At 74.5% G+C, this 20,089-nt stretch carries 18 protein-coding genes; 4 read left to right on the forward strand and 14 right to left on the reverse strand.

Annotation, left to right across the window (positions count from 1 at the left end):
- The first annotated feature begins 13 nt into the window (after positions 1–13).
- Positions 14–1,084: a LacI family DNA-binding transcriptional regulator gene (locus tag G9H71_RS00645; RefSeq protein ID WP_166276401.1), complete on the forward strand. Its 1,071-nt coding sequence runs from the start codon at positions 14–16 to the stop codon at positions 1,082–1,084.
- Positions 1,085–1,191: 107 nt separating this feature from the next.
- On the opposite strand, the gene G9H71_RS00650 is transcribed toward G9H71_RS00645, so the two are convergent.
- Entirely contained in the window at positions 1,192–2,616 is a 1,425-nt protein-coding gene (locus G9H71_RS00650; protein ID WP_231133964.1) for an alpha/beta hydrolase-fold protein, read from the reverse strand.
- A 403-nt stretch (positions 2,617–3,019) separates the two neighbouring features.
- Between G9H71_RS00650 and G9H71_RS23215 the strand changes: the two genes are divergently transcribed.
- Positions 3,020–3,853 carry an SRPBCC domain-containing protein gene (locus G9H71_RS23215; RefSeq protein ID WP_231133965.1) on the forward strand — a complete coding sequence of 278 codons (834 nt, stop codon included), beginning with the start codon at positions 3,020–3,022 and terminating at the stop codon, positions 3,851–3,853.
- Between the two features lie 84 nt (positions 3,854–3,937).
- Here the strand turns inward: G9H71_RS23215 and G9H71_RS00660 are convergent, their stop codons facing one another.
- Both G9H71_RS00660 and G9H71_RS00665 read right to left on the reverse strand, forming a co-directional pair.
- Positions 3,938–4,879 carry a DUF808 domain-containing protein gene (locus G9H71_RS00660; protein ID WP_166276406.1) on the reverse strand — a complete coding sequence of 314 codons (942 nt, stop codon included), beginning with the start codon at positions 4,877–4,879 and terminating at the stop codon, positions 3,938–3,940.
- A gap of 199 nt (positions 4,880–5,078) precedes the next feature.
- Positions 5,079–5,549, reverse strand: a complete 471-nt coding sequence (locus G9H71_RS00665; protein WP_331272639.1) for a MarR family winged helix-turn-helix transcriptional regulator — start codon at positions 5,547–5,549, stop codon at positions 5,079–5,081.
- A 125-nt stretch (positions 5,550–5,674) separates the two neighbouring features.
- Here G9H71_RS00665 and G9H71_RS00670 point away from each other — a divergent pair, with 125 nt between their 5' ends.
- A complete protein-coding gene (locus tag G9H71_RS00670) occupies positions 5,675–5,926 on the forward strand; it encodes a hypothetical protein (protein ID WP_166276409.1) in 252 nt (83 codons plus the stop codon).
- Positions 5,927–6,083: 157 nt separating this feature from the next.
- Positions 6,084–6,758, forward strand: coding sequence for a GNAT family N-acetyltransferase (locus G9H71_RS24835; RefSeq protein WP_166276412.1), 675 nt, complete (start codon positions 6,084–6,086; stop codon positions 6,756–6,758).
- A gap of 78 nt (positions 6,759–6,836) precedes the next feature.
- Here the strand turns inward: G9H71_RS24835 and G9H71_RS00680 are convergent, their stop codons facing one another.
- The 11 genes from G9H71_RS00680 to rsmH all read right to left on the reverse strand — a co-directional run bounded on the left by G9H71_RS00680 (position 6,837) and on the right by rsmH (position 19,946).
- Positions 6,837–7,037 (reverse strand): hypothetical protein, encoded by a 201-nt coding sequence (locus G9H71_RS00680; protein WP_166276415.1) that lies wholly within the window; start codon positions 7,035–7,037, stop codon positions 6,837–6,839.
- Between the two features lie 298 nt (positions 7,038–7,335).
- Positions 7,336–7,998, reverse strand: a complete 663-nt coding sequence (locus G9H71_RS00685) for a cell division protein FtsQ/DivIB (protein ID WP_166276418.1) — start codon at positions 7,996–7,998, stop codon at positions 7,336–7,338.
- Between the two features lie 170 nt (positions 7,999–8,168).
- The gene (murC, locus tag G9H71_RS00690; RefSeq protein ID WP_166276421.1) at positions 8,169–9,587 is read right to left on the reverse strand and encodes a UDP-N-acetylmuramate--L-alanine ligase; all 1,419 of its coding nucleotides are present in this window, start codon (positions 9,585–9,587) and stop codon (positions 8,169–8,171) included.
- Positions 9,584–10,669: an undecaprenyldiphospho-muramoylpentapeptide beta-N-acetylglucosaminyltransferase gene (gene murG / locus G9H71_RS00695; RefSeq protein ID WP_166278795.1), complete on the reverse strand. Its 1,086-nt coding sequence runs from the start codon at positions 10,667–10,669 to the stop codon at positions 9,584–9,586. The genes murC and murG overlap by 4 nt, the downstream gene beginning before the upstream one ends.
- A gap of 13 nt (positions 10,670–10,682) precedes the next feature.
- Positions 10,683–12,176 (reverse strand): putative lipid II flippase FtsW, encoded by a 1,494-nt coding sequence (gene ftsW, locus G9H71_RS00700; RefSeq protein ID WP_166276424.1) that lies wholly within the window; start codon positions 12,174–12,176, stop codon positions 10,683–10,685.
- Between the two features lie 104 nt (positions 12,177–12,280).
- Complete coding sequence (gene mraY / locus G9H71_RS00705; protein WP_166276427.1) at positions 12,281–13,372, reverse strand: phospho-N-acetylmuramoyl-pentapeptide-transferase; 1,092 nt, start codon at positions 13,370–13,372, stop codon at positions 12,281–12,283.
- On the reverse strand, positions 13,369–14,808 hold the full coding sequence (locus tag G9H71_RS00710) for a UDP-N-acetylmuramoyl-tripeptide--D-alanyl-D-alanine ligase (protein ID WP_166276429.1): 1,440 nt from the start codon (positions 14,806–14,808) through the stop codon (positions 13,369–13,371). The genes mraY and G9H71_RS00710 overlap by 4 nt, the downstream gene beginning before the upstream one ends.
- Positions 14,805–16,361 (reverse strand): UDP-N-acetylmuramoyl-L-alanyl-D-glutamate--2,6-diaminopimelate ligase, encoded by a 1,557-nt coding sequence (locus G9H71_RS00715; RefSeq protein ID WP_166276432.1) that lies wholly within the window; start codon positions 16,359–16,361, stop codon positions 14,805–14,807. The genes G9H71_RS00710 and G9H71_RS00715 overlap by 4 nt, the downstream gene beginning before the upstream one ends.
- Positions 16,362–16,372: 11 nt before the next feature.
- Positions 16,373–18,382, reverse strand: a complete 2,010-nt coding sequence (locus tag G9H71_RS00720; RefSeq protein ID WP_166276435.1) for a peptidoglycan D,D-transpeptidase FtsI family protein — start codon at positions 18,380–18,382, stop codon at positions 16,373–16,375.
- Positions 18,379–18,936 (reverse strand): FtsB/FtsL family cell division protein, encoded by a 558-nt coding sequence (locus G9H71_RS00725; protein ID WP_166276438.1) that lies wholly within the window; start codon positions 18,934–18,936, stop codon positions 18,379–18,381. The genes G9H71_RS00720 and G9H71_RS00725 overlap by 4 nt, the downstream gene beginning before the upstream one ends.
- A complete protein-coding gene (gene rsmH / locus G9H71_RS00730) occupies positions 18,933–19,946 on the reverse strand; it encodes a 16S rRNA (cytosine(1402)-N(4))-methyltransferase RsmH (protein WP_166276441.1) in 1,014 nt (337 codons plus the stop codon). The genes G9H71_RS00725 and rsmH overlap by 4 nt, the downstream gene beginning before the upstream one ends.
- Positions 19,947–20,089: the final 143 nt, after the last annotated feature.

The following is a 20,089-nucleotide window of genomic DNA, read 5'->3' on the forward strand; positions in this document are numbered from 1 at the left end:
GCAGGGAGGGCCGATGGGCGCGACCATGCACGACGTCGCACTGATTGCGGGCGTCTCGGTCAAGACGGTCTCGAACGTCATCAACGACTACCCGCACGTGCGGCCGGTGACCCGCAACCGCGTGCTCGCGGCGATCGCGGAGCTGGGCTACCGGCCCAACCTCACCGCCCGAGGGCTGCGCTCGGGCAAGACCGGCATCATCGGCCTCGCGGTGCCGGAGTTGCGGGAGAACTACTTCGCCGAGCTCGCCGACTCCGTCATCCGGGCGGCCGAGAAGCACGGGCTCGGCGTGCTCGTCGAGCAGACCAACGGGGACCGCGACACCGAGCGGCTGGTGATCTCCGGGGCCCGGATGCACTTCACCGACGGGATCCTGTTCAGCCCCGTCGGCATGGGCCAGGCGGACGCCCCCCTGCTCGACGTCCCCTTCCCGCTCGTGCTGCTGGGCGAGCGGATCTTCAACGGCCCCACGGACCACGTCACCATGCACAACGTGTCCTCGGCCGTCGCCACGGTCGAGCACCTGCTGTCGATCGGCCGCCGGCGCATCGCCCTGGTGGGGGCGGAGGGGGACGACGACTCCGACGCCAGCTCGTGGAGCCTGCGGACCCGCGGGTACCGCCGCGCCCTCGACCAGGCCGGGATCCCCGGCAACGAGCGCCTCGTCCGGCGCACCTCGCACTGGAACCGCGCGGGAGGCGCGGCGGCCATCCACGAGATGGTCGCCGAGGGCCAGGAGTTCGACGCCGTGTTCGCCCTCAACGACGCCCTCGCCCTCGGCGTGCTGCGCGGGCTCCAGGAGGTGGGGCTGCGGGTGCCGGAGGACGTCGCCGTGGTGGGCTTCGACAACGTCGACGAGAGCCAGTACGCCGTCCCCTCCCTCACCACGGTCGACCCCGGCCGCGAGGAGATCGCGGCGACGGCCGTCGAGCTGTTGGTCGAGCGGATCAACGAGAAGGGTGTGAAGGCCCCGCCCCGGACCGTCAAGGCGGACTTTCACATCGTGTCCCGCGAGTCGACCGGCGCCGGGCCGGTCCCGTCTCCGCTCGTAGCTGCCACACCCCGGGTCGAGCTGCCCACCTGAGCTTCGCCGCCTCTCGCCGACGCTCCCGCTGGTGTCCGGTCGTGCCGGAGCCGGGGCGTGCCGCCGGCGGGGACGAGCCCGCCGGCGGCACGCGTTGCTCGGGACGGTCAGAGCCAGAAGGACAGACTGGAGATCATCTTCTGCGCGCCCGCCATGAGGGCGGCGGCCTGCGCGTCGGTCAGCTGGCGGCCGTCGTGGAGCGCGTCCACCTCGTCGACGAAGCCCTGCAGGAGCGCGACCGTCTGCTCGGACTTATCGCGGGAGAGGGCCTGGTCCACCTTGCGCAGCTGCGTGCTGAGGTCCCGCTTCTCGCGCCGGTCCAGGCCCGTGGCGCCGACGGCCGTGTCCAGCGCGGCGATCTTGTCGGCCATGAAGGCATGGGGCTGCCAGAGGTAGTCGCGGGCGAAGATGGTGAACAGCTGGTTCCAGGCGTTGAAGTCGTGGGCGCCGGCGACCACTTCGTTCTCCACGAAAGCGGTAGCGTCCAAGGCGGTCACGGTGTTGGCGTTGGGCAGGCCAAAGTCCCAGCGCCCGCCGCCGTAGAGGATGTAGGGCTTGTCCACGTCCGGCGTCGTGGCCCGCACGGACGCACCGCCGCTCCACGGGCCCCAATAGCCGAACTTCGTGGCGTCGAAGTTGATGAGGTTCTGCGTGACGGCGGAGCCGGCCGACAGGCCCGCGAAGGCACGGTCGATGGCGCGCGTCGAGACGTTGTAGTTGCTCTCGACGAAGGGGATCACGACGTTGCGCAGGTTCGGGTAGCCCTGGTTGGCCGCGCCCAGGTAGTTGGTGTTGGTGGTGATGACGACGGCTTCCTCGGTGGCGCGGTCCGCCAGCAGGTTGTCCATGATCGTCGGGACGTCGCCCATGGTCATCCAGTCGGACTGGTCCTGGCCGCCGCCGTGCTGCATGTAGATCGTCTTGTACGGCTTGCCCCGCTGGGCGCGGTAATCCGGCGGGAGGTAGACGCCGATCGTGCGGGTGGCCGTCCCGATCTGCAGGGGGACGTAGCTCCAACTGCCGTGCTTGATGTCCGGTCGAGGGTTCTCGATCGTCCGCGCGGCGAGCGGCGCATAGTTCTGCTTCACCGGGTCGTACGGCACGTTCACCATGTTGAAGGCGCGTCGAGCGGTGCCGGTGAGCCCGTCGGGGGCGAAGCGGGGCGAGTTGGCCGGGTCGGCCACCCACAGGCTCGTGTCGTTGTTGACGTAGAACCAGTACTGGTTGGCGCCCGCAGCCAACGGCACCTCCGTCACCCAGTAGCCGTCGCCGGCATTGGTCATCTGCACGTTGTAGGCGCCGCCGCCCCTCATGAGCCCGGGCTTGTACTGCTGCGGCTGATAGACCGTCGGGTCGCTCGGGTCGGCCCAGTTCCTCAGCAGGATGTCGGCCACGAAGCGCACGCTCGTGGCGGTCGGGTTGTAGTAGACGAAGCGAGCGGTGTAGCCGGTCGGCGAACTCGGGTCCGCGAACACCCTCGGGCCCGGCGTCTCCGCCGCCTCAGCCGACATCGTCGACTGACTGAGGCCCATCGCGGCGCTCATCGCCAGTGCTGCAACCAGCGCGGAGAGCCGCCGGAGACGCCCACCTGTCCGCTGTCCCGTCACTTGCAACACAGTCACCACTCCTTCGGCTGGAACGACGTCGAGCGCCGGGGCGGCGGCCCGCGGTCGCCAACGTAGTCCGGGTTTACAACGTCGTAAAGAGTCTTTTACGACGTTGTAAAAGATCTTGTCCCATAGCGCTATCGGCGCAGCAGTGAAGAGCGACAGAAGGCGCTGCGCCGTGCGGGCCGCGGCGTCGCCTCACACCCGAGGGCGCAATCGTTGCCGCCCGCAGCGAGCGTGCCGACGGGCCGACGCAATGCAGCCGGGATGCTGTCCGAGAGCGCCTTTGTCCCGTCGGCCTTGACGGCTGGGCTGCCATGATCGGCACATGCCCCGAGTCGACAGCGCCTCCCGCATGATCCATGCCCCCCAACACGACGTGTACGCCGCGCTGGTGGATCCCGCGCTCCTCGTCCGATGGCTGCCACCGCACGGCATGACCGGTCGCTTCGAGCACTTCGACGCACGGGCGGGCGGCTCGTACCGGCTCGTCCTCACCTATTCGACGACCCCGTCGACGGGCGGAAAGACGACGTCCGACTCCGACGTCGTGCACGCCCGCTTCCTCGCGCTCGAGCCCCCCGAGCGTGTCGTCCAGGCCGTCGACTTCGAGTCAGCGGACGAAGCGTTCGCCGGCACCATGCGCATGACGTGGGAGCTGCGCGCGAGCAGCGGGGCGACCCTCGTGGCGATCCGCGCCGAGGACGTGCCTGCCGGCATCACCCCCGAGGACCACGCCGCAGGCATGCAGGCCTCGCTCGCGAACCTCGCCCGCCTGCTGGAGGAGCAGGCCCCCGCGAGGCTGGCCGTCGCCGACAAGCGCAACGTGCACGACGTCCTCGACGGCGTGGCAGAGCTGTGGTCCCCGCACGTCGTGGGCGAGGTCAACGACTACGACGTCAAGGCCGCGAACGTGGAGGGCGACTACGCCGAGCACGTCCACGAGGACACCGACGAGGTCTTCCTGGTGCTGACCGGGCGGCTGCACCTGGACCTGCCGGACCGCACGGTCAGCCTCGGCCCCATGGACGTCTTCACCGTGCCCCGGGGCGTACGCCACCGGCCCCGCGCGGAGCCGGGCACCCGCATCGTGAACGTCGAGCCACGCGGCACGACGCAGGACGGGACCGCGACGGGCACCACCGGCCATCGGCTCGGCTGACCACCTCAGCGCAGGCCGGCGTCGTCGACCCTGCGCCGTGCGGGGCGGCGGCCCGTTGCGTGAGATCCTCGAGCGTCGGCGAGGCTAGTGCGACAACCCCGCCTGCCGCCGGTGGACCGTGAGCGTCACGACCGTCGCGACCACCGCGCCGACGACGAGCCCGACGACCGCGCTGGCCAGGGTGTTCGCCAGCCAGCCCACGACCGCGCCGAGCGCGCCCACCGCGTCGTGCGCCCACTCCTCCAGATGGTGCACCGCTTCGTAGGGCGCGTGCAGGCCCAGCTCGTCCGCACCCACCAGCAGGATGTGGCCGCCCACCCAGAGCATCGCGACGGTCCCGACCACCGTGAGGACGGTGAGCAGCCGCGGCATCGCCTGCACGAGGCCGCGTCCGAGCCGGGCGACGCCCTTGCTTCCGCTCTCGGCCAGCCGCAGGCCGGCGTCGTCCATCTTCACGATCAGGCCGACGACGCCGTACACGAGGACGGTGATGGCCACGGCGACGATCGCGAGGATGATCGCGCGGGACAGGAACGGCTCGTCGGTCACCTCGTTCAGCGAGATCACCATGATCTCGGCCGAGAGGATGAAGTCGGTGCGCACCGCGCTGGACACGAGGGCGTTCTCGTCCGGCAGGGCATGTGTGCCCCCGCCGGAGTCGTCGTGGTGGCCCGCGACCTTCGCCCACACCTTCTCCGCGCCCTCGAAGCAGAGATAGGCGCCGCCCAGCATGAGGATCGGCGTCAGCAGGAAGTCGGCGAACTGGCTGAGCAGCAGAACGGCCGGCAGCAGGATGAGCAGCTTGTTGCGCAGCGAGCCCATCGCGATGCGCTTGACGATGGGCAGCTCGCGCTCTGCGGCGAGGCCACGGACGTACTGCGGCGTGACGGCGGCGTCGTCGACGACGACCCCCACTGCCTTCGTGCTCGCCCGCCCGGCGGCGACCCCGATGTCGTCGACCGAGGCGGCGGCGGCCCGCGCGAGCACCGCCACGTCGTCGAGGAGTGCTACGAGTCCACCCGCCACAGGAGGTCCTTCCGATCGGTCCGGGCCGTTGCTGCCTGGATCTTGCCGGTACGCCGTCGTCGTGCCCCGTCGCGGGCCCTCCATGCGGTAGCCGCCCGGACGTCCTGCGGGAGTGCTACCCCCGTCGGCGGCCGGCGCACCCCGCGGCGGCCGCCCAAGCCCCTGTCGGGCAGCCACGCTGCGTCCTACCGGCCGAGGGTCAGCGCGGGCCCGCCGGACTCGGCGTGCCGGAGGCGGCGGCGATGACGCCCGTGAGCGCGGTGTGCAACTGGCGGAGCTCCGCGAGGTCCATGCCGAGCCGGTCCACGACCGCCGGCGGGATCTTGAGCGCCTCTTCGCGCAGGGCGACGCCGGCAGGCGTCAGGGACACGGCGAGCAGCCGCTCGTCGGCCGAGTCTCGCTCCCGGCGGACGTACCCGGCCGCCTCGAGCCGCTTGAGCAGCGGCGACAGCGTCCCGGGGTCGAGCTGCAGCAGTCGGCTCAGGTCCTTGACGGACAACGGGGCGTGCTGCCAGAGGGCCAGCATGACGAGGTACTGCGGATGCGTCAGGCCGAACGGCTCGAGCAGCGGCTTGTAGACCGCGACGACCCCGCGCGCGGCCACCGACAGTGCGAAGCAGACCTGCTCCTCGAGCGCGAGGGGGTCGCCGATGTCGTCCAGGTCACCCACGTCGGCCTCCTTTCGTCGGCTACGATCGTACCAATGGTTGGGGTACCAACGATTGGTCCTGGTCCGCGAGCTGCCCGGCCAGTTCCAGAACGCGTCCGCAGCGCGAGAAGGGGCATGAGACCGGAATGGCACGACCCTGGCGGCGCAAGACGACCGAGACCGACGTCAAGCGCGAGCGCCGCAACCCGTTGTTCTTCTTCATGGGCCCGCCCGACCTCGGCGACCCGAACGAGCCCAGCGCCCCGGCGCCACGCGTCGCCATGGACTGCACATCGTGCGGTCGGCCGATGAGCGAGCACGTCATCGACCGCTCGCAGGGCCGCTCGGCCACCTACTGCCCGCCCCGCCCCGCCGAGACTGCCGACCAGGCCGGCTGACCACGACCGCGGGAAGCAGCAAGCCGCCCGCCCGCCGCGGGTGCAGAGCGCGCCCCGGACGTGCGCGCGTCACCGGCGGCGCGGCAGCGACGCGCGCGTGGCAGGGCGGCACCGGGACGCCTCCGCACACCCGTGCGGATGCAGGATCATCGCTTCCGTGGACGACTCCTTCACCCGCTATCTGGGCTCGCTCGCGGCCTCATGGGACGCCTTCGCGAAGGCGCACGCGGGAGCGCGGGCCGTGCACGACGACGGCTACATCGCGCTGCTCGACCCCGAGCATCCCGTCCTCACGAACGCCGCCGTCCTCACACCGGGCGCGGTCCCCGAGGTCCTGGGGCTCCTCCGGCCGCACGCCACGTGGGCCGTCTGGTCCCGCGACGCGGCCACGGCCGCGGCGCTGGAGGCGGAGGGGCTGCGCCGGGACGTCACGACCCGGCCGATGCTCGCCCGCCTGCCCGTTCGGTCGGGAGCGCCGGCCCCGGGAGCGCAGGTGCTGCGCGGCGCCGACCCCGGCCGGGTGGCCGAGCTCAACGGCGCGGACCCGGAGCTGCTGCGTGGAGTCCCGGGCCTGCGGGCGTACCTCAGCGGCGACGGGGAGTCCGGCCTGGTCCTCCTGCCGCACGGCGACGACGTCAACGTCTCGATGGTGGCCACGCGGGAGGGCAGCCGTGGCCGCGGCCTCGCCGGGACCGTCCTGCACGCCGCGCTCGAGGACATGCAGCACGAGGGGAGCCGGACCGCGACCCTGCAGTCGACCCCCCTCGCCGAGCGGCTCTACGCGCGCCTCGGCTTCTCCCCCGTCGCGACGTGGCAGGAATGGGGCCCGTGACCGCAGCGGGTCGAGGCTGCCGCACTCGCCGGGTGCGGGCACCGCGCGAGGCGGCACCGGCACCCGGCGTGGCGGAGGTCAGCCCTCGCTGACGTCCAGCGCCCGCAGCCCCCGGAGGACGGGCTGCGCGGCGGCGACGAGGGCTTCCCTGGCGGCGACATCGGCGGCGTCGCCCTTGACCTGGTTCCTGACCCGGTCGAGGAACTGCTGGAGGTAGCCGAGCGCCGGGGCCTCTCGGCCGGCGCGCGCCGCATCGACCGCCCGGTCGAAGACGCTCACGCAGGGTGGCCGTGGTGCGGTCGCTGATCGTGCCGTCGGCGTTGTAGGCGGCGAGCAGGGTCGACCTCCTGCAGCCCCGACACCCAGCTCTCCCGGTACTCCAGGTCCACGAACGGCACGATCCTGGCCTGCTTCGGCCCGAAGGCCAGGTAGTCGCTGACGTTCCTCCACCATCCGCGGGTGTTCCGGTTGACGGCGACGACGCCGCAGTCGTGCTGGACGTCAAACAGGACCGAGCGGTATTCGAGAACGATGTCGTTCTCGCCGGCAAGAGCCGGCCGCGGGCGGCCGAGCGGGGTCAGGTGGAGCGCGTCGTCGGCGCGTCCGGCGCGCTGACGTCGTACGTCTTCGCGTCCTTCACCGCGGCCATGAGGGCCACGAGCACCTCGGCCTTGCGCTGCGCCCGCTCCACGTCGCCCCAGACCACCGAGTGGCCGCTGCGCAGCACGAGCGTCACGCTGTCCGGGGTCTTCGCCTCGACGCGGACGACGCGCTTCTGCAGTCCGGCGGGCAGCCCGCCGACGACGACGGCCGCGGCCACCCGCGTCGGGCCGGCGGCCGTACGCAGCACCGGCAGCGCCGTCTTGCCCTTCGCCGCAGCCGGCGGTGCCGGAGCGAACGCGACCCCGGCGGCGTCGACGTAGGTCAGCCCGCTGTCGCGCATGGACGTGACCGCCACCGGCGTCCGCTCCGCGACGGTGACGACGAGCGTCCGCGGGAAGCGGCGCTCGACCCGGACGTCGCGCACGGCGGGTATGGCGGCCACGCGCTCGCGGACGGCGGCAGGGTCGACCCGCGCGAGCGGGAAGCCGGGCGAGACGTCGGCGGCGGCGCGTACCTGCTCGGGGGGCACGCGGGACGCGCCGACCACCTCGACCGTCCGCACCCCCAGCAGCGAGGTCCCGAGGGCCACCCAGGCGGCCACCCCGAGCAGGACGACGAGGCCGGCCAGGACGCCCATCGCACGCGGGGACAGCCGGGGACGGACGACCCGGCGCGGCGCGGGGGACGCGCCCGCGGGACCCGGCGGCGCCGGCCGCTGGCGGGGCATCCCGGACCGCGCGGGCGCACGGCCCGGCGCACCCGGGCGGGTGCCCGCGCGCCCGGCCCGGTCCGGCGGCCGCCGCGGCTTCACCGCGGGGCCTGCAGCAGCTCGAGGACCTCCGGTCCCACCATCGTCACGTCACCCGCGCCGAGGGTCAGCACGACGTCGCCGCCCCGGGCGCGCTCGACGAGCCGCCCGGCGACGGCCGACCAGGACGGCTCGAAGCACACCTGCTCCCGCGGGAGCTGCACGGCCGCGGCGACCGAGGCTCCGGTCGCTCCGGGCAGCGGGTCCTCCCCGGCCGGATAGACCTCCATGACGACGACCTCGTCGGCCAGCGCGAGCGCCGCGCCGAACGCGTCGCGGAACGCCGCGGTCCGCGAGTAGCGGTGCGGCTGGAACGCCACGACGAGCCGCCCGCCGAGCGCGACGCCACGCGCCGCGCGCAGCGTCGCCTCCACCTCGGTCGGGTGGTGCGCGTAGTCGTCGTAGACCCGGATGCCCGCGGCCGTCCCCTTGTTCTCGAAGCGGCGGCGGGTGCCGGTGAAGGCGGCGAGGCCGTCACGGACGTCCGCGGCGGGGAAGCCGAGGCCCAACGCGGTGGCGAAGGCTGCAGCGGAGTTCAGGGCATTGTGCCGCCCCGGCACCTGCAGCTTGACCTCGCCGAGCCGTCGCCCGCGATGGACCGCAGACCAGCGCGACCCCGGGCCGACGAGGCGGAGCCCCTCGACGCGCAGGTCTGCGTCCTCGGCCTCGCCGTAGGTCTGAACTCGGATTCCTGCATCGCGAGCCTGTTGTGCGAGCAGGCGGGCGCCGGGGTCGTCGGCGCACGTGACCATCAGCCCGCCGGGGAGCACCCGGTGCGCGAACGCCTCGAAGGCCGCCGTGACCGCCTCCCCGGTGCCGTAATGGTCCAGGTGGTCGGCCTCGACGTTCGTGACGATGGCGGCGTCGGGCGAGTAGAGCAGGAACGACCCGTCGCTCTCGTCGGCCTCGGCGACGAACAGGTCGCCGGAGCCGTTGTGGGCGTTGGCCCCGGACTCGTTGAGGCTGCCGCCGATCGCGAACGACGGGTCGGCCCCGCAGTGCTGCAGCGCCACGGTCAGCATCGAGGTCGTCGTCGTCTTGCCGTGCGTGCCCGCGACCGCGACGGCGCGGCGCCCGGCCATCACCGCGACGAGCGCGGCAGCGCGCGGCAGCACCAGCAGCCCGCGCGCCTGGGCCTCGGTTAGCTCCGGGTTGTCCGGGCGGATCGCGCTCGACACGACGACCGTGTCCGCGTCGGCGACGTTGGACGCGGCGTGCCCGATGTGCACGGTGGCGCCCAGCGCGCGCAGGGCGGTGACCGTACGCGACTCCCGCGCGTCACTGCCCGAGACCGGGATGCCGCGGGCGAGCAGGATCCGTGCGATGCCGGACATGCCGGCGCCGCCGATGCCGACGAAGTGGACGCGCCCCAGCGCGTCGGCCGGCGGGACGGGGTCTGGTGCGGGGACGGCGCTCATCGACGCTCCCCCTCGGCCACACCGAGCACGAGCGCGGCGAGCCGGTCGTCCCCGTCGCGGCGCCCGAACTCGGCCGCCGCGCGCCCCATCGCCTCGAGGCGCGGCGCGTCGGCCAGCAGCGGCGCCAGCGTAGAGGCGACCCACTCCGGCGTGCAGTCGGCGTCGTCGACGAGAAGGCCGCCACCCGCGCGGACGACCGGCTCGGCGTTGAGGCGCTGCTCGCCGTTGCCGTGCGGCAGCGGCACGTAGGCGGCGGGCAGCCCGACCGCGGCGAGCTCGGCACACGTCATGGCGCCCGCGCGGCAGAGCGCGACATCGGCGGCGGCGTAGGCGAGGTCCATGCGGTCGAGGTACTCCAGTGCGACGTAGGGAGGGCCGGACGTCCGCTCGACCGGGACGACGTTGCCCCGGCCTGCTGCGTGCAACACCTGCACGCCCGCCGCGGCCAGGGCGTCCGCGCCCCCGTGCACCGCGAGGTTGAGCCTGCGGGCGCCCTGCGAGCCGCCGAAGACGAGCAGGGTCGGCAGGTCGGGCGCCAGCCCGAGCTCGGCCCGGGCGGCGGCCCGGACACCGGCCCGGTCCAGCGTCGTGATCGTGCGGCGCAGCGGCATCCCGACGTAGTCCGCGTGCCGCAGCGGCGTGTCCGGCCATGCGCCCGCGACGTGGTGCGTGAGCCGGGCGCCGAGGCGGTTCGCCAGCCCCGGGCGCGCGTTGGCCTCGTGCACGACCACGGGGACGCCGAGCCGTCGGGCGGCGAGGTACGCCGGGGCGGCCACGTAGCCGCCGAACCCGACGAGGACGTCGGCCTCGGTGCGGCGCAGCACGGCCGCAGCCGCCCGGACGGCGCCGACGAGCCGGGCCGGGACCTTGAGCAGCGCCGGGCTCGGCCGGCGCGGCACCGGCACCGGCGGGATGAGGGCGAGGTCGTAGCCACGCTGGGGCACCAGCCGTGTCTCGAGGCCGCGCTCGGTCCCGAGCGCGGTGACCCCGATGTCGGGCCGGGCACGGCGCAGGGCGTCGGCGAGCGCGAGCGCGGGCTCCACGTGGCCTGCGGTCCCGCCGCCGGCGAGGACCACATGCAAGCTGGCGGGCACGTCAGCGTCCTCCTGCGGTACGCGGCGACGGGGCGGGCCGCGGCTCGGGCGGCCGGCGGGCCGGCTGCGGGCGGGATGCGGGTGCGGGGCGCCCGGTGCTGCGGACCGGGGCCGCCGGGCGTGGCGAGGGGCGGCGGCGGGGCTCCGGCTCGCCCGGAGCGGCCCCGCCGGGCGGCGCCGAACCGGACGCTCCCGTGCCCCGGGCTCTCCCTCCGGCAGCTGCCGGGCGGCCCGTTGGGGAGTCGGGCCGGCCGGACATGCCCGCGGCCCGCGGCCGGGGGGCGCCCGCAGGCAGGCGCCGGCCGCGGCGTGCCTCGTCCCGGGCGAGCGCGAGCAGGAGCCCGATGGCGGCCATGGTGGTCAGCAGCGCCGAGCCGCCGGCCGAGACGAGCGGCAGCGGGATGCCGATGACCGGCACGACACCGAGGACCGCGCCGATGTTGACCAGGGTCTGGAACGCGATCCAGATCGTGACCCCGGCGGCGGCGAGCCGGACGAAGGAGTCCTGCGTGCGCATCGCCACGCGGAGGCCGCCGTAGCAGAGCGCCCCGAAGAGCGCGAGCACGAGCAGCGTGCCGATGAGCCCGAGCTCCTCGCCGATGATCGCGAAGATGAAGTCGTTCTGCGCCTCGGGCAGCAGCCCCGGCCACTTCTCCCGCGAGCCGCCGAGCCCGACCCCGGTCCAGCCGCCGGTGCCCAGCGCGAACTTGCCGTGCGTGGCCTGGAAGTTCGTGCTCATCGGGTCGGTGCTCGGCTGGGTCCAGCTGATGATGCGCTCGACACGCGTCGGGTGCGTGACCGCGAGCCACACCGCGCCCGCCGACCCGGCGGCCATGACCATCGCGAAGACCCGGAACGGCGCGCCGGCGAAGAAGAGCAGCGCCAGCACGATCGCCATGAGCACGAGCGCGGTGCCGAGGTCCTGGCCGAGCAGGACGAACAGCAGGAACGCCGCACCGACGGGCAGCAGTGGCGCCAGCAGGTGCTTCCACTGGTCGAGCAGGCGCTCCTTGCGGGCCAGCAGGTCGGCGCCCCACAGCACCAGCGCGAGCTTGGCCGCCTCGCTCGGCTGCACCTGGATGCCGCCGATCACGAGCCAGTTGGTGTTGCCGTTGACCTCGTGGCCCATGAACGGCACCAGCGCGAGCATCACCCCGGCCACGAGCAGCGCGGGATAGGCGAGCACACGCCACACCCGGACCGGCAGCCGCGACGCCACCACCAGCACCGGGACGCCGATGGCGAAGAACATCGCCTGCTTGCGGAACTCGGTGAACGAGGACCGCGTGCGCAGGTAGGAGTCCACGCTCGAGGCCGACAGCACCATGACCAGGCCGAGCAGCATGAGCAGGCCGGCGCTGGCGAGCACGATGACGTAGGACGCCGACGGCCGCGCGAGCATCGCCCGGACCGAGGCCACGAGCCCCCGCCCGTCCTCGAGGCCGGGCGTGCGTCGGCGGCCCGCGCGCTCCACCGATTCGCCCCGGGCAGTCACGCGCCCAGTGTCGGTGCCGAGGAGCCGTCCGGCCGGGACCTCGGCCGCGTGTCGCGGCAACGGCTGCTCACGTCCGCCCTCCGGCCCGCCGCTGCGAGCCGCCGTCACGAGCCGGAGACCCACTCCGCGTAGAACGTGCCGAGGCCGGCGGCGACGAACAGCCCGGCGACGATCCAGAAGCGGATGACGATCGTGACCTCGCCCCAGCCCGCGAGCTCGAAATGGTGCTGCAGGGGCGCCATGCGGAAGAGCCGCTTGCCGCCGCTGAGCTTGAACCACCCGACCTGCAGCACGACCGACAGCGTGATGAGCACGAACAGCCCGCCGAGCAGCACGAGCAGCAGCTCGGTGCGCGTCAGCACCGCGAGCCCGGCGAGCGCGCCGCCGAGGGCCAGCGAGCCGGTGTCGCCCATGAAGATGCGGGCCGGCGACGCGTTCCACCACAGGAAGCCGAAGCAGGCCCCCATCAGCGCGGCGGCCACGACCGCGAGGTCGAGCGGGTCGCGCACCTCGTAGCAGCCGGTCCCCGCGTCGGAGGCGGCGCAGTTGTTGCCGAACTGCCACACCCCGATGAGGACGTACGCGGCGAACGTCATCACGCTCGCGCCCGTCGCGAGCCCGTCGAGGCCGTCGGTGAGGTTCACGCCGTTGGACGCCGCGGCGACCATGAAGTAGATCCAGACGACCGTGAGGACGGCCCCGAGGCCGAGCCCCGTGTCCCGGATGAACGAGATCTCGGTGGAAGCGGGATGCACGCCATCGGCATCAGGGAAGCGCAGTGCCAGGATCCCGAAGGCCAGCGCGGTGACGGTCTGCCCGCCCAGCTTGGTGCGGGCACGCAGGCCGAGGCTGCGCTGCTTGAAGATCTTGATGTAGTCGTCGAGGAAGCCGACGAACCCGAGCCCGGTCATGAGGCCGAGCACCAGCAGCCCGGACACCGTCGGCTCACCGCCGCCCGGCGGGTCGGAGACCCCGGCGACCAGGTGCGCCGCGGCGTAGCCGGACAGCACGGCCGCGATGATGACGACGCCGCCCATCGACGGCGTGCCCCGCTTGGCCTCGTGGTCGGGGTAGCCCTCGCCCACGTCGCGGATCGCCTGGGCGTAGCCCTGCCGGCGCAGGATGCGGATGAGCCAGGGCGTGCCGAACAGCGCGACCACGAGGGACACGGCTCCGGCGACGAGAATGCTGATCACGAGCTGCCTTCCTCCGGCGCCGGCGGCACGTCGGAGAGCAGCGCCGCCGCGACGCGCTCCAGGCCGACCGCGCGCGACGCCTTCACCAACACGATGTCACCCGGGCGCAGCTGCTCGCGCAGCAGGTCCAGCGCCTCGTCGGGCCCGGCGACGAACTCCACCTCGTCACCCCACGAGCCCTCCTCGCGCGCCCCGATGCCGAGCACGACCGCGCCCTCGCCCACGGCGACGGTCTTGGAGATGCCGAGGCGTACGGCCAGCCGGCCCATCGCGTCGTGCTCGGCGACGCTCAGGTCGCCCAGCTCGCGCATCTCGCCCAGCACCGCCCACGTCCGGCGCGCGCCGCCCTGCGCGCGGCCCAGCGACGCGAGCGCCTTGAGCGCCGCCCGCATCGACTCGGGGTTGGCGTTGTAGGCGTCGTTGATCACGGTCACGCCGTCGGCGCGGTCGACGACCTCCATGCGCCACCGGCTGCGCGGCGTGGCGGCGGACAGCGCGGCGGCCAGCTCCGCGACGGGCAGCCCGGCCTCACGGCCGACGGACGCCGCGGCGAGCGCGTTGGAGACGTGGTGCTCGCCGACGAGCCGGAGCTGCACGTCGGCCTCGCCCTCAGGGGTCACGAGCCGGAACGACGCCCGCCCTCGCCCGTCGAGGCGGACCCCGGTGGCGCGTACGTCACAGCCCGGGCCCTCCCCGAAGGCGACGACGCGCGCGGCGGTCCGCTCGGCCATCGCGGACACCAGCGGGTCGTCGCCGTTGAGCACGGCCACGCCGCCGTCGGCCGCCGCGGGGAGCGCCTCGACCAGCTCGCCCTTGGCCCGGGCGACCGCCTCGCGGGAGCCGAACTCCCCGACGTGGGCGCTGCCGACGTTGAGCACCACGCCGACGCGCGGCCGTGCGATGGCGCAGAGGTCGGCGATGTGCCCCACGCCCCGGGCGCCCATCTCGAGCACTGCCCAACGCGTCGCGGCGTCGGCGGTCAGCGCCGTCAGGGGAAGCCCCAGCTCGTTGTTGTACGACCCGGGCGGCGCGATCGTGGGGCCGCTGCGCTCCAGCACGGCGGCCAGCAGGTCCTTGGTCGACGTCTTGCCCGACGAGCCGGTCACGCCGACGACGGTCAGCTCCGGGAGGGCCGCGAGGTGGGCGCGCGCGAGCCGCCCCAGCCCGGCGGTGGCGCCGTCGGGGACGACCACCGCGGGGACGCCGACGGGGCGGTCGGCGAGCACGGCCGCGGCGCCCGACGCCACGGCCGAGGCGGCGTGGTCGTGCCCGTCCGTCCGCTCGCCGGACACGGCCACGAACAGCGCGCCCGGCGCCGCGGCCCGCGAGTCGAGGACGACCGGGCCGTCGACGACGAGGCCCCGCCCGTCGTCAGGGGCGTCGACGACCGCGCCGCCGGCGGCCAGCGCGATGTCGGCGAGGGTGCGCGGGCTCATTCCGCGGCCTCCGACGCGAGCGCCTCCAGGGCGTCCGCGAGCTCGTCGCGGTCGTCGAAGGGCGTCACCACTCCCCCGGCGCTCTGCCCGCGCTCGTGGCCCTTGCCCAGCACCACCACGGCGTCGCCGGGCCGCGCCAGGCCGACGGCGGCCCGGATGGCCCCGCGCCGGTCGCCCAGCTCGAGCACGACCGCACGCCGGGGAAGCGGCACACCCCGGGCGCCCGCGAGCACCGCCGAGCGGATGTCGCCCGGCCGCTCCGAGCGCGGGTTGTCGTCGGTGACGACGAGCACGTCGGCACGGCGCGCGGCCGCCTCCCCCATGAGCGGGCGCTTCTCCCGATCACGGTCGCCTCCGGCGCCGAGCACGACGAGCACCCGGCCCGCGACGGCCGCGCGCACCGCGGAGAGCGCCGCCTCGACGGCGTCGGGCTTGTGCGCGTAGTCGACGACGCCGACGATCCCGGTGCCCGCGTCCGGCACCCGCTCCATGCGCCCCGGGACCCGGACGGCGGCCAGCGCCGGCGCCGCGGTCTTGGCCGGCACCCCCGCTGCGTCGAGGGCCGCGAGGGCGAGCAGCCCGTTCGCCACGTTGTAGGCGCCGGGCAGCCCGACGACCAGCTCGCACTCCTCGTCGGGCCCGAGCGCGCGCAGCCGGCTGCCCTCCGGGCCGACCTCCACGTCGGCGGCCCGCCAGGCCGCGTCGCCGCTGCCGGTCGTCACCGTCGTCACGGGAAGGCCGGCCTCGGCCGCGAGCCCGACGAGGCGTACGCCGTGCTCGCCGTCCACCGTGACCACGGCGGCGCGAGCGCGGGCGGGCGTGAAGAGCGAGGCCTTGGCCAGGAAGTAGGACTCCAGGTCGGGGTGGAAGTCGAGGTGGTCGCGGCCGAGGTTGGTGAACGCGGCCACGTCGAAGACCGTGCCGTCGACGCGGCCGAGCGCGAGGGCGTGGCTCGACACCTCCATCGCGACGGCCGTCACGCCGCGCTCGCGCATCACCGCGAACAGCGCCTGCAGGTCGGGGGCCTCCGGCGTGGTCAGCGTGCTCGCGAGCGCCTCGTCGCCGATGCGCGTCTCCACCGTCCCGATGAGCCCGGTGGTGTGCCCCGCCGCGCGCAGCCCCGCCTCGAGCAGGTACGCGGTGGTCGTCTTGCCGCTCGTGCCGGTGACCCCCAGCAGGAGCAGCCCCTCGGCCGGGTTGCCGTAGACGAAGGCGGCCAGCTCGCCGAGGACCGCCCGCGGGGAGTCCGCGACGAGGACCGGGACGCCCACGCTCTCCAGCATCGCCGCGCCGTCGGGGTCGGTGAGCACGGCCACCGCGCCGGCCTCGACCGCGGCGGCCGCGAACTCGGCGCCGTGGTGCGCGGAGCCGGGCAGCGCGGCGTACAGGTCACCGGGTCGGACGTCGCCGGAGCGGAGCGTGACGCCGCTGAGCGCGAGCTCGGGGTCGGCCCCCTCGGGCAGGGCCGCCGCCACGCGGGCGGCGGCCTCCGCGAGGGAGCGGGCGGGCAGGCCCGAGGGCCGGGGGAAGGCGGGGCTGGTCCGGTCGGGCACGGGTTTGGAGGCTACCGGCCGACGTTGCCGAGGTTGAGCTTCGGCGACCGCGCGCCGGTCGGCGGCACACCGAGGGTCTGGAGGGCGAAGGACGCGACCTCCTTGAACACCGGGGCGCCGAGCACACCGCCGAAGTGGCTGACCTTCTTCGGGTAGTGCAGCGTCACGGCCACGACGAGGCGCGGCTTGTCCGCCGGCACCACGCCGACGAACGACGCCTGGAACTTGCCCGCGCAGTAGCCGCCACAGCCGGCGATCTGGGCCGTGCCCGTCTTGCCGGCCACCCGGTAGCCCGGGATGGCGGCCCGGATGCCGGTGCCGCCCTCGAGGACGACCGCCTCCATCATCTGCATGACCTGCTTGGCCGTCGCGGCGCTGACGACACGCGTCGGCTTGCCGTTCGTGGCCGGCGACTGCGCGCCATCGGCTCCGACGGTCGCCTTCACGACGGACGGGGCGACACGGACGCCACCGTTGGCCAGGGTCTGGTAGACGCTGGCCTGCTGCAGCAGCGTGCCGGCGAGGCCCTGGCCGAACGCCACGGTGTAGCGCGTCGAGCCGGACCAGTCCTTGACCTGCGGGAAGAGGCCGTTCTCCTCGCCCGGCAGCCCGGTGCCCGGCTTGGAGCCCATGCCGAACTTGCGCAGGTAGCGGTCCAGGGTGCCCGCGGACATCCGCTCGGCGACCTGGATGGTGCCGACGTTGCTCGACTTGGCGAGCACGCCAGTGACGGTCGGCTGCCAGGTCGGGTGCGGCTCGTCGTCGTGGAAGACCTCGCCCGCCCGGCCGATGTGGTCGGGGACGGTGAGCCGCGTCATGGGCGTCACCTTCCCCTCCTGGATCGCGGCGGCGACCGTCATGACCTTCGCCGTCGAGCCCGGCTCGTAGTTGGCGCTCACCGGGTAGTTGCCGAGCGCCGCGGCCGGTGCCTTGTAGTAGGTGTTCGGGTTGAACGTCGGAGCGGTCGCCATCGCGTAGACCTCGCCGGTCTTGGCGTCCATGACGACGACGCTGCCCCAGTCGGCCTTCGCCTCCTTGACCTTCGCGGCGATCGAGGACTGCGCCACCCACTGGATGTCGCGGTCGATGGTCGTCACGACGTCCTGCCCGTCGACCGGCTGCACGATCGTGGCCGCGCCGGTCGGGAGCTGGGTGCCCTTGGCCGCCTCGTACTCGGCCTTGCCGTCGGTGCCGGCGAGCGTGGAGTCCATCGCCAGCTCGAGCCCGGCCTTGCCGTGGTCACCGTCGCGCTCGACGTAGCCCACGACGTTCGCCGCCACGGAGTCCGCCGGGTAGGTCCGGCGCGAGGTCTTGATGAACTCGATGCCGGCCTTCTCCGTCGGGTCCAGCGCGCGGATCGTCGCCCGCAGCTCGGGCGTGACGCGCTGCTTGAGCCGGAGGTACTTGCTCCCCTTGGCCTTGCGCTCCTCGATGTCGGCCTGCACCTCGGCCGCGTCGAGGTCGAGCAGCCGCGCGACGGCCTTCGCCGTGACCGCCGGCTCCTCGACGTTCTGCGGATTGGCGACCACGTCGTACGCCTCGACGCTCGTCGCGAGCGCCACGCCGTGCCGGTCGAGGATCTCGCCGCGTACGGCCGGCAGGACCCGCGGGTTCGTCATCCGCTTGTCGACGGCCTGCGCCGCGTACTGCGACGCCTCGACGCCCTGCAGTTGGAAGAGGCGCCCGGCGAACAAGGACAGGATGAAGGCCAGGACGAGCAGGGCCGCCTTGAGCCGACGGCGGCCGTCGCCGAGCGTCAGCGTGCGCGGCGCGGCCGGACGGCGGGGCGGGGCCGGGCGCCGGGCCTGCTCGCTGCGCCGCGCCGCGTCGTACGCCCGCGGCCGCGGTGCGCGATAGCGGGCCTCGCCGTAGCCGCTCGTGCGGGCCGAGCCGACCGGGCGCGGACGGGCGCCGCTGGTCGGACGGCCGCCAACGGCGCCGGCCGGACGGGCACCGGTGGCCGGACGGGCACCGCTCGTGGGCCGGTCGGTGCGCGCCGGGCCCATCGGAGCCGGGCTCACTGCGCGGCCCCGGCCGCGGCGGAGGGCCCCGGTGCCGCAGGCTTCGGCGTCGCGTCGGCCGTGCACTCCTGGCCGAGCGTCTTGCGCTGGGCGATCGAGAGGAAAGCGGGGCAGGACGGCACGAGCCCGAGCTTGTCGGCCTCCTTGGCCAGCCGCTCGGGCGACGCGAGCCGTGCCAGCTGCTGCGTCAGCGCCTGCTCCCGGTCGGCGAGCTCGGCCGAGCGCTTCTCCAGGTCAGCGCGGACGAAGGCGCCCTGCGCGAGCACCGTGTTGAGCAGCAGCATCGTGGCCAGGCCACCCGCGAGCAGCGCGAGCACGAGCAGCACGAACGGCGCCCGCGGCGACCGGCCCTGGCGGGCAGCCGCGGTCGCCCCGGCCCGGGCCGTGGGCGTGGGGCGGACGGGAGAGCCGCCGCCGACAGCCCCGGCCCGTGCCCGCGGAGCGGCAGCGGCGGGAGCCCCGGTACGCGCCGGCCCCCCCGCCGTGCTCGTCCCGCCCGGGCCGCGGCGCGCAGCGGCCACCCGACCGCGCCCCGGAACCGTCGTCGTGCTCATGCAGCCTCCCGGACTCGTTCGGCGGCGCGCAGCCGCACCGAGGCCGCGCGCGGGTTCGCGGCGACCTCCTCCTCACTGGCTTGCTCGGACCCGCGCGTGAGCAGCCGCAGCTGCGGCTCCATCCCGGCGGGCACCACCGGCAGGCCCGGTGGCAGATCGACCGTCGAGGCGGCCGTCAGCACGCGCTTGACGATGCGGTCCTCGAGCGACTGGTAGGACATGACGACGACCCGGCCGCCCACCGCGAGCGCCTCGACCGCCGCCGGGACCGCCCGCTCGAGCACGGCGAGCTCGCGGTTCACCTCGATGCGCAAGGCCTGGAACGTCCGCTTCGCAGGGTGCCCGCCGGTGCGGCGCGTGGCCGCAGGGACGGCCTCGCGCACGAGCTCCGCGAGCCGGGCGCTGGAGGTCAGCGGTGCCCGCTCCCGCTCGCGCACCAGAGCGTCGGCGATGCGGCGGGCGAAGCGCTCCTCGCCGTACTCGCGGAGCACGCGGGCCAGGTCGGGCGCGGAGTAGGTGTTGACCACCTCTTCGGCGGTGATCCCGCGGGTCGGGTCCATGCGCATGTCGAGCGGCGCGTCCTGCGCGTAGGAGAAGCCGCGGCGCGCCTCGTCCAGCTGCAGCGAGCTGACACCGAGGTCGAACAGCACGCCTTGCACTCGCGTGATGCCGAGCCGGTCGAGCACCTCGGGGAGCTCGTCGTAGACCGCGTGGACCAGGGCCGTGCGGTCGGAGTACGCAGCGAGCCGGCGGCCGGACCGCTCGAGCGCCTCGGGGTCCCGGTCGAGGCCGACCAGGCGCACGTGCGGGTGGGCGCGCAGCAGGGCCTCGCTGTGCCCGCCCATCCCGAGCGTGGCGTCCACGACGACGGGCCTGGCGTCCACGCCCTCGGGGCCGGCCGCGAGCGCCGGGGCCAGCAGCTCCAGGCAGCGCTCGAGCAGGACCGGGACGTGTGCCGGCTCCGGTGCGCTCCCCGCGTCCTCCACTCCGCTCCACCCCCCTCGCTCCACGCCGCTCCACCCGTTGACCGGGGGCCGTTCGCCCCCACGTGCCACCGCCCGTGCACCCCGGTCCCCAACCGCCCGTCCCACCCTCGCGCCCTGGCACCGGGGAAGTGGTGCCAGGAGGCGAGAGGAAGGGCGGGTGGAGACCG

Source organism: Motilibacter deserti (genome assembly GCF_011250635.1).
Lineage (GTDB): Bacteria > Actinomycetota > Actinomycetes > Motilibacterales > Motilibacteraceae > Motilibacter_A > Motilibacter_A deserti.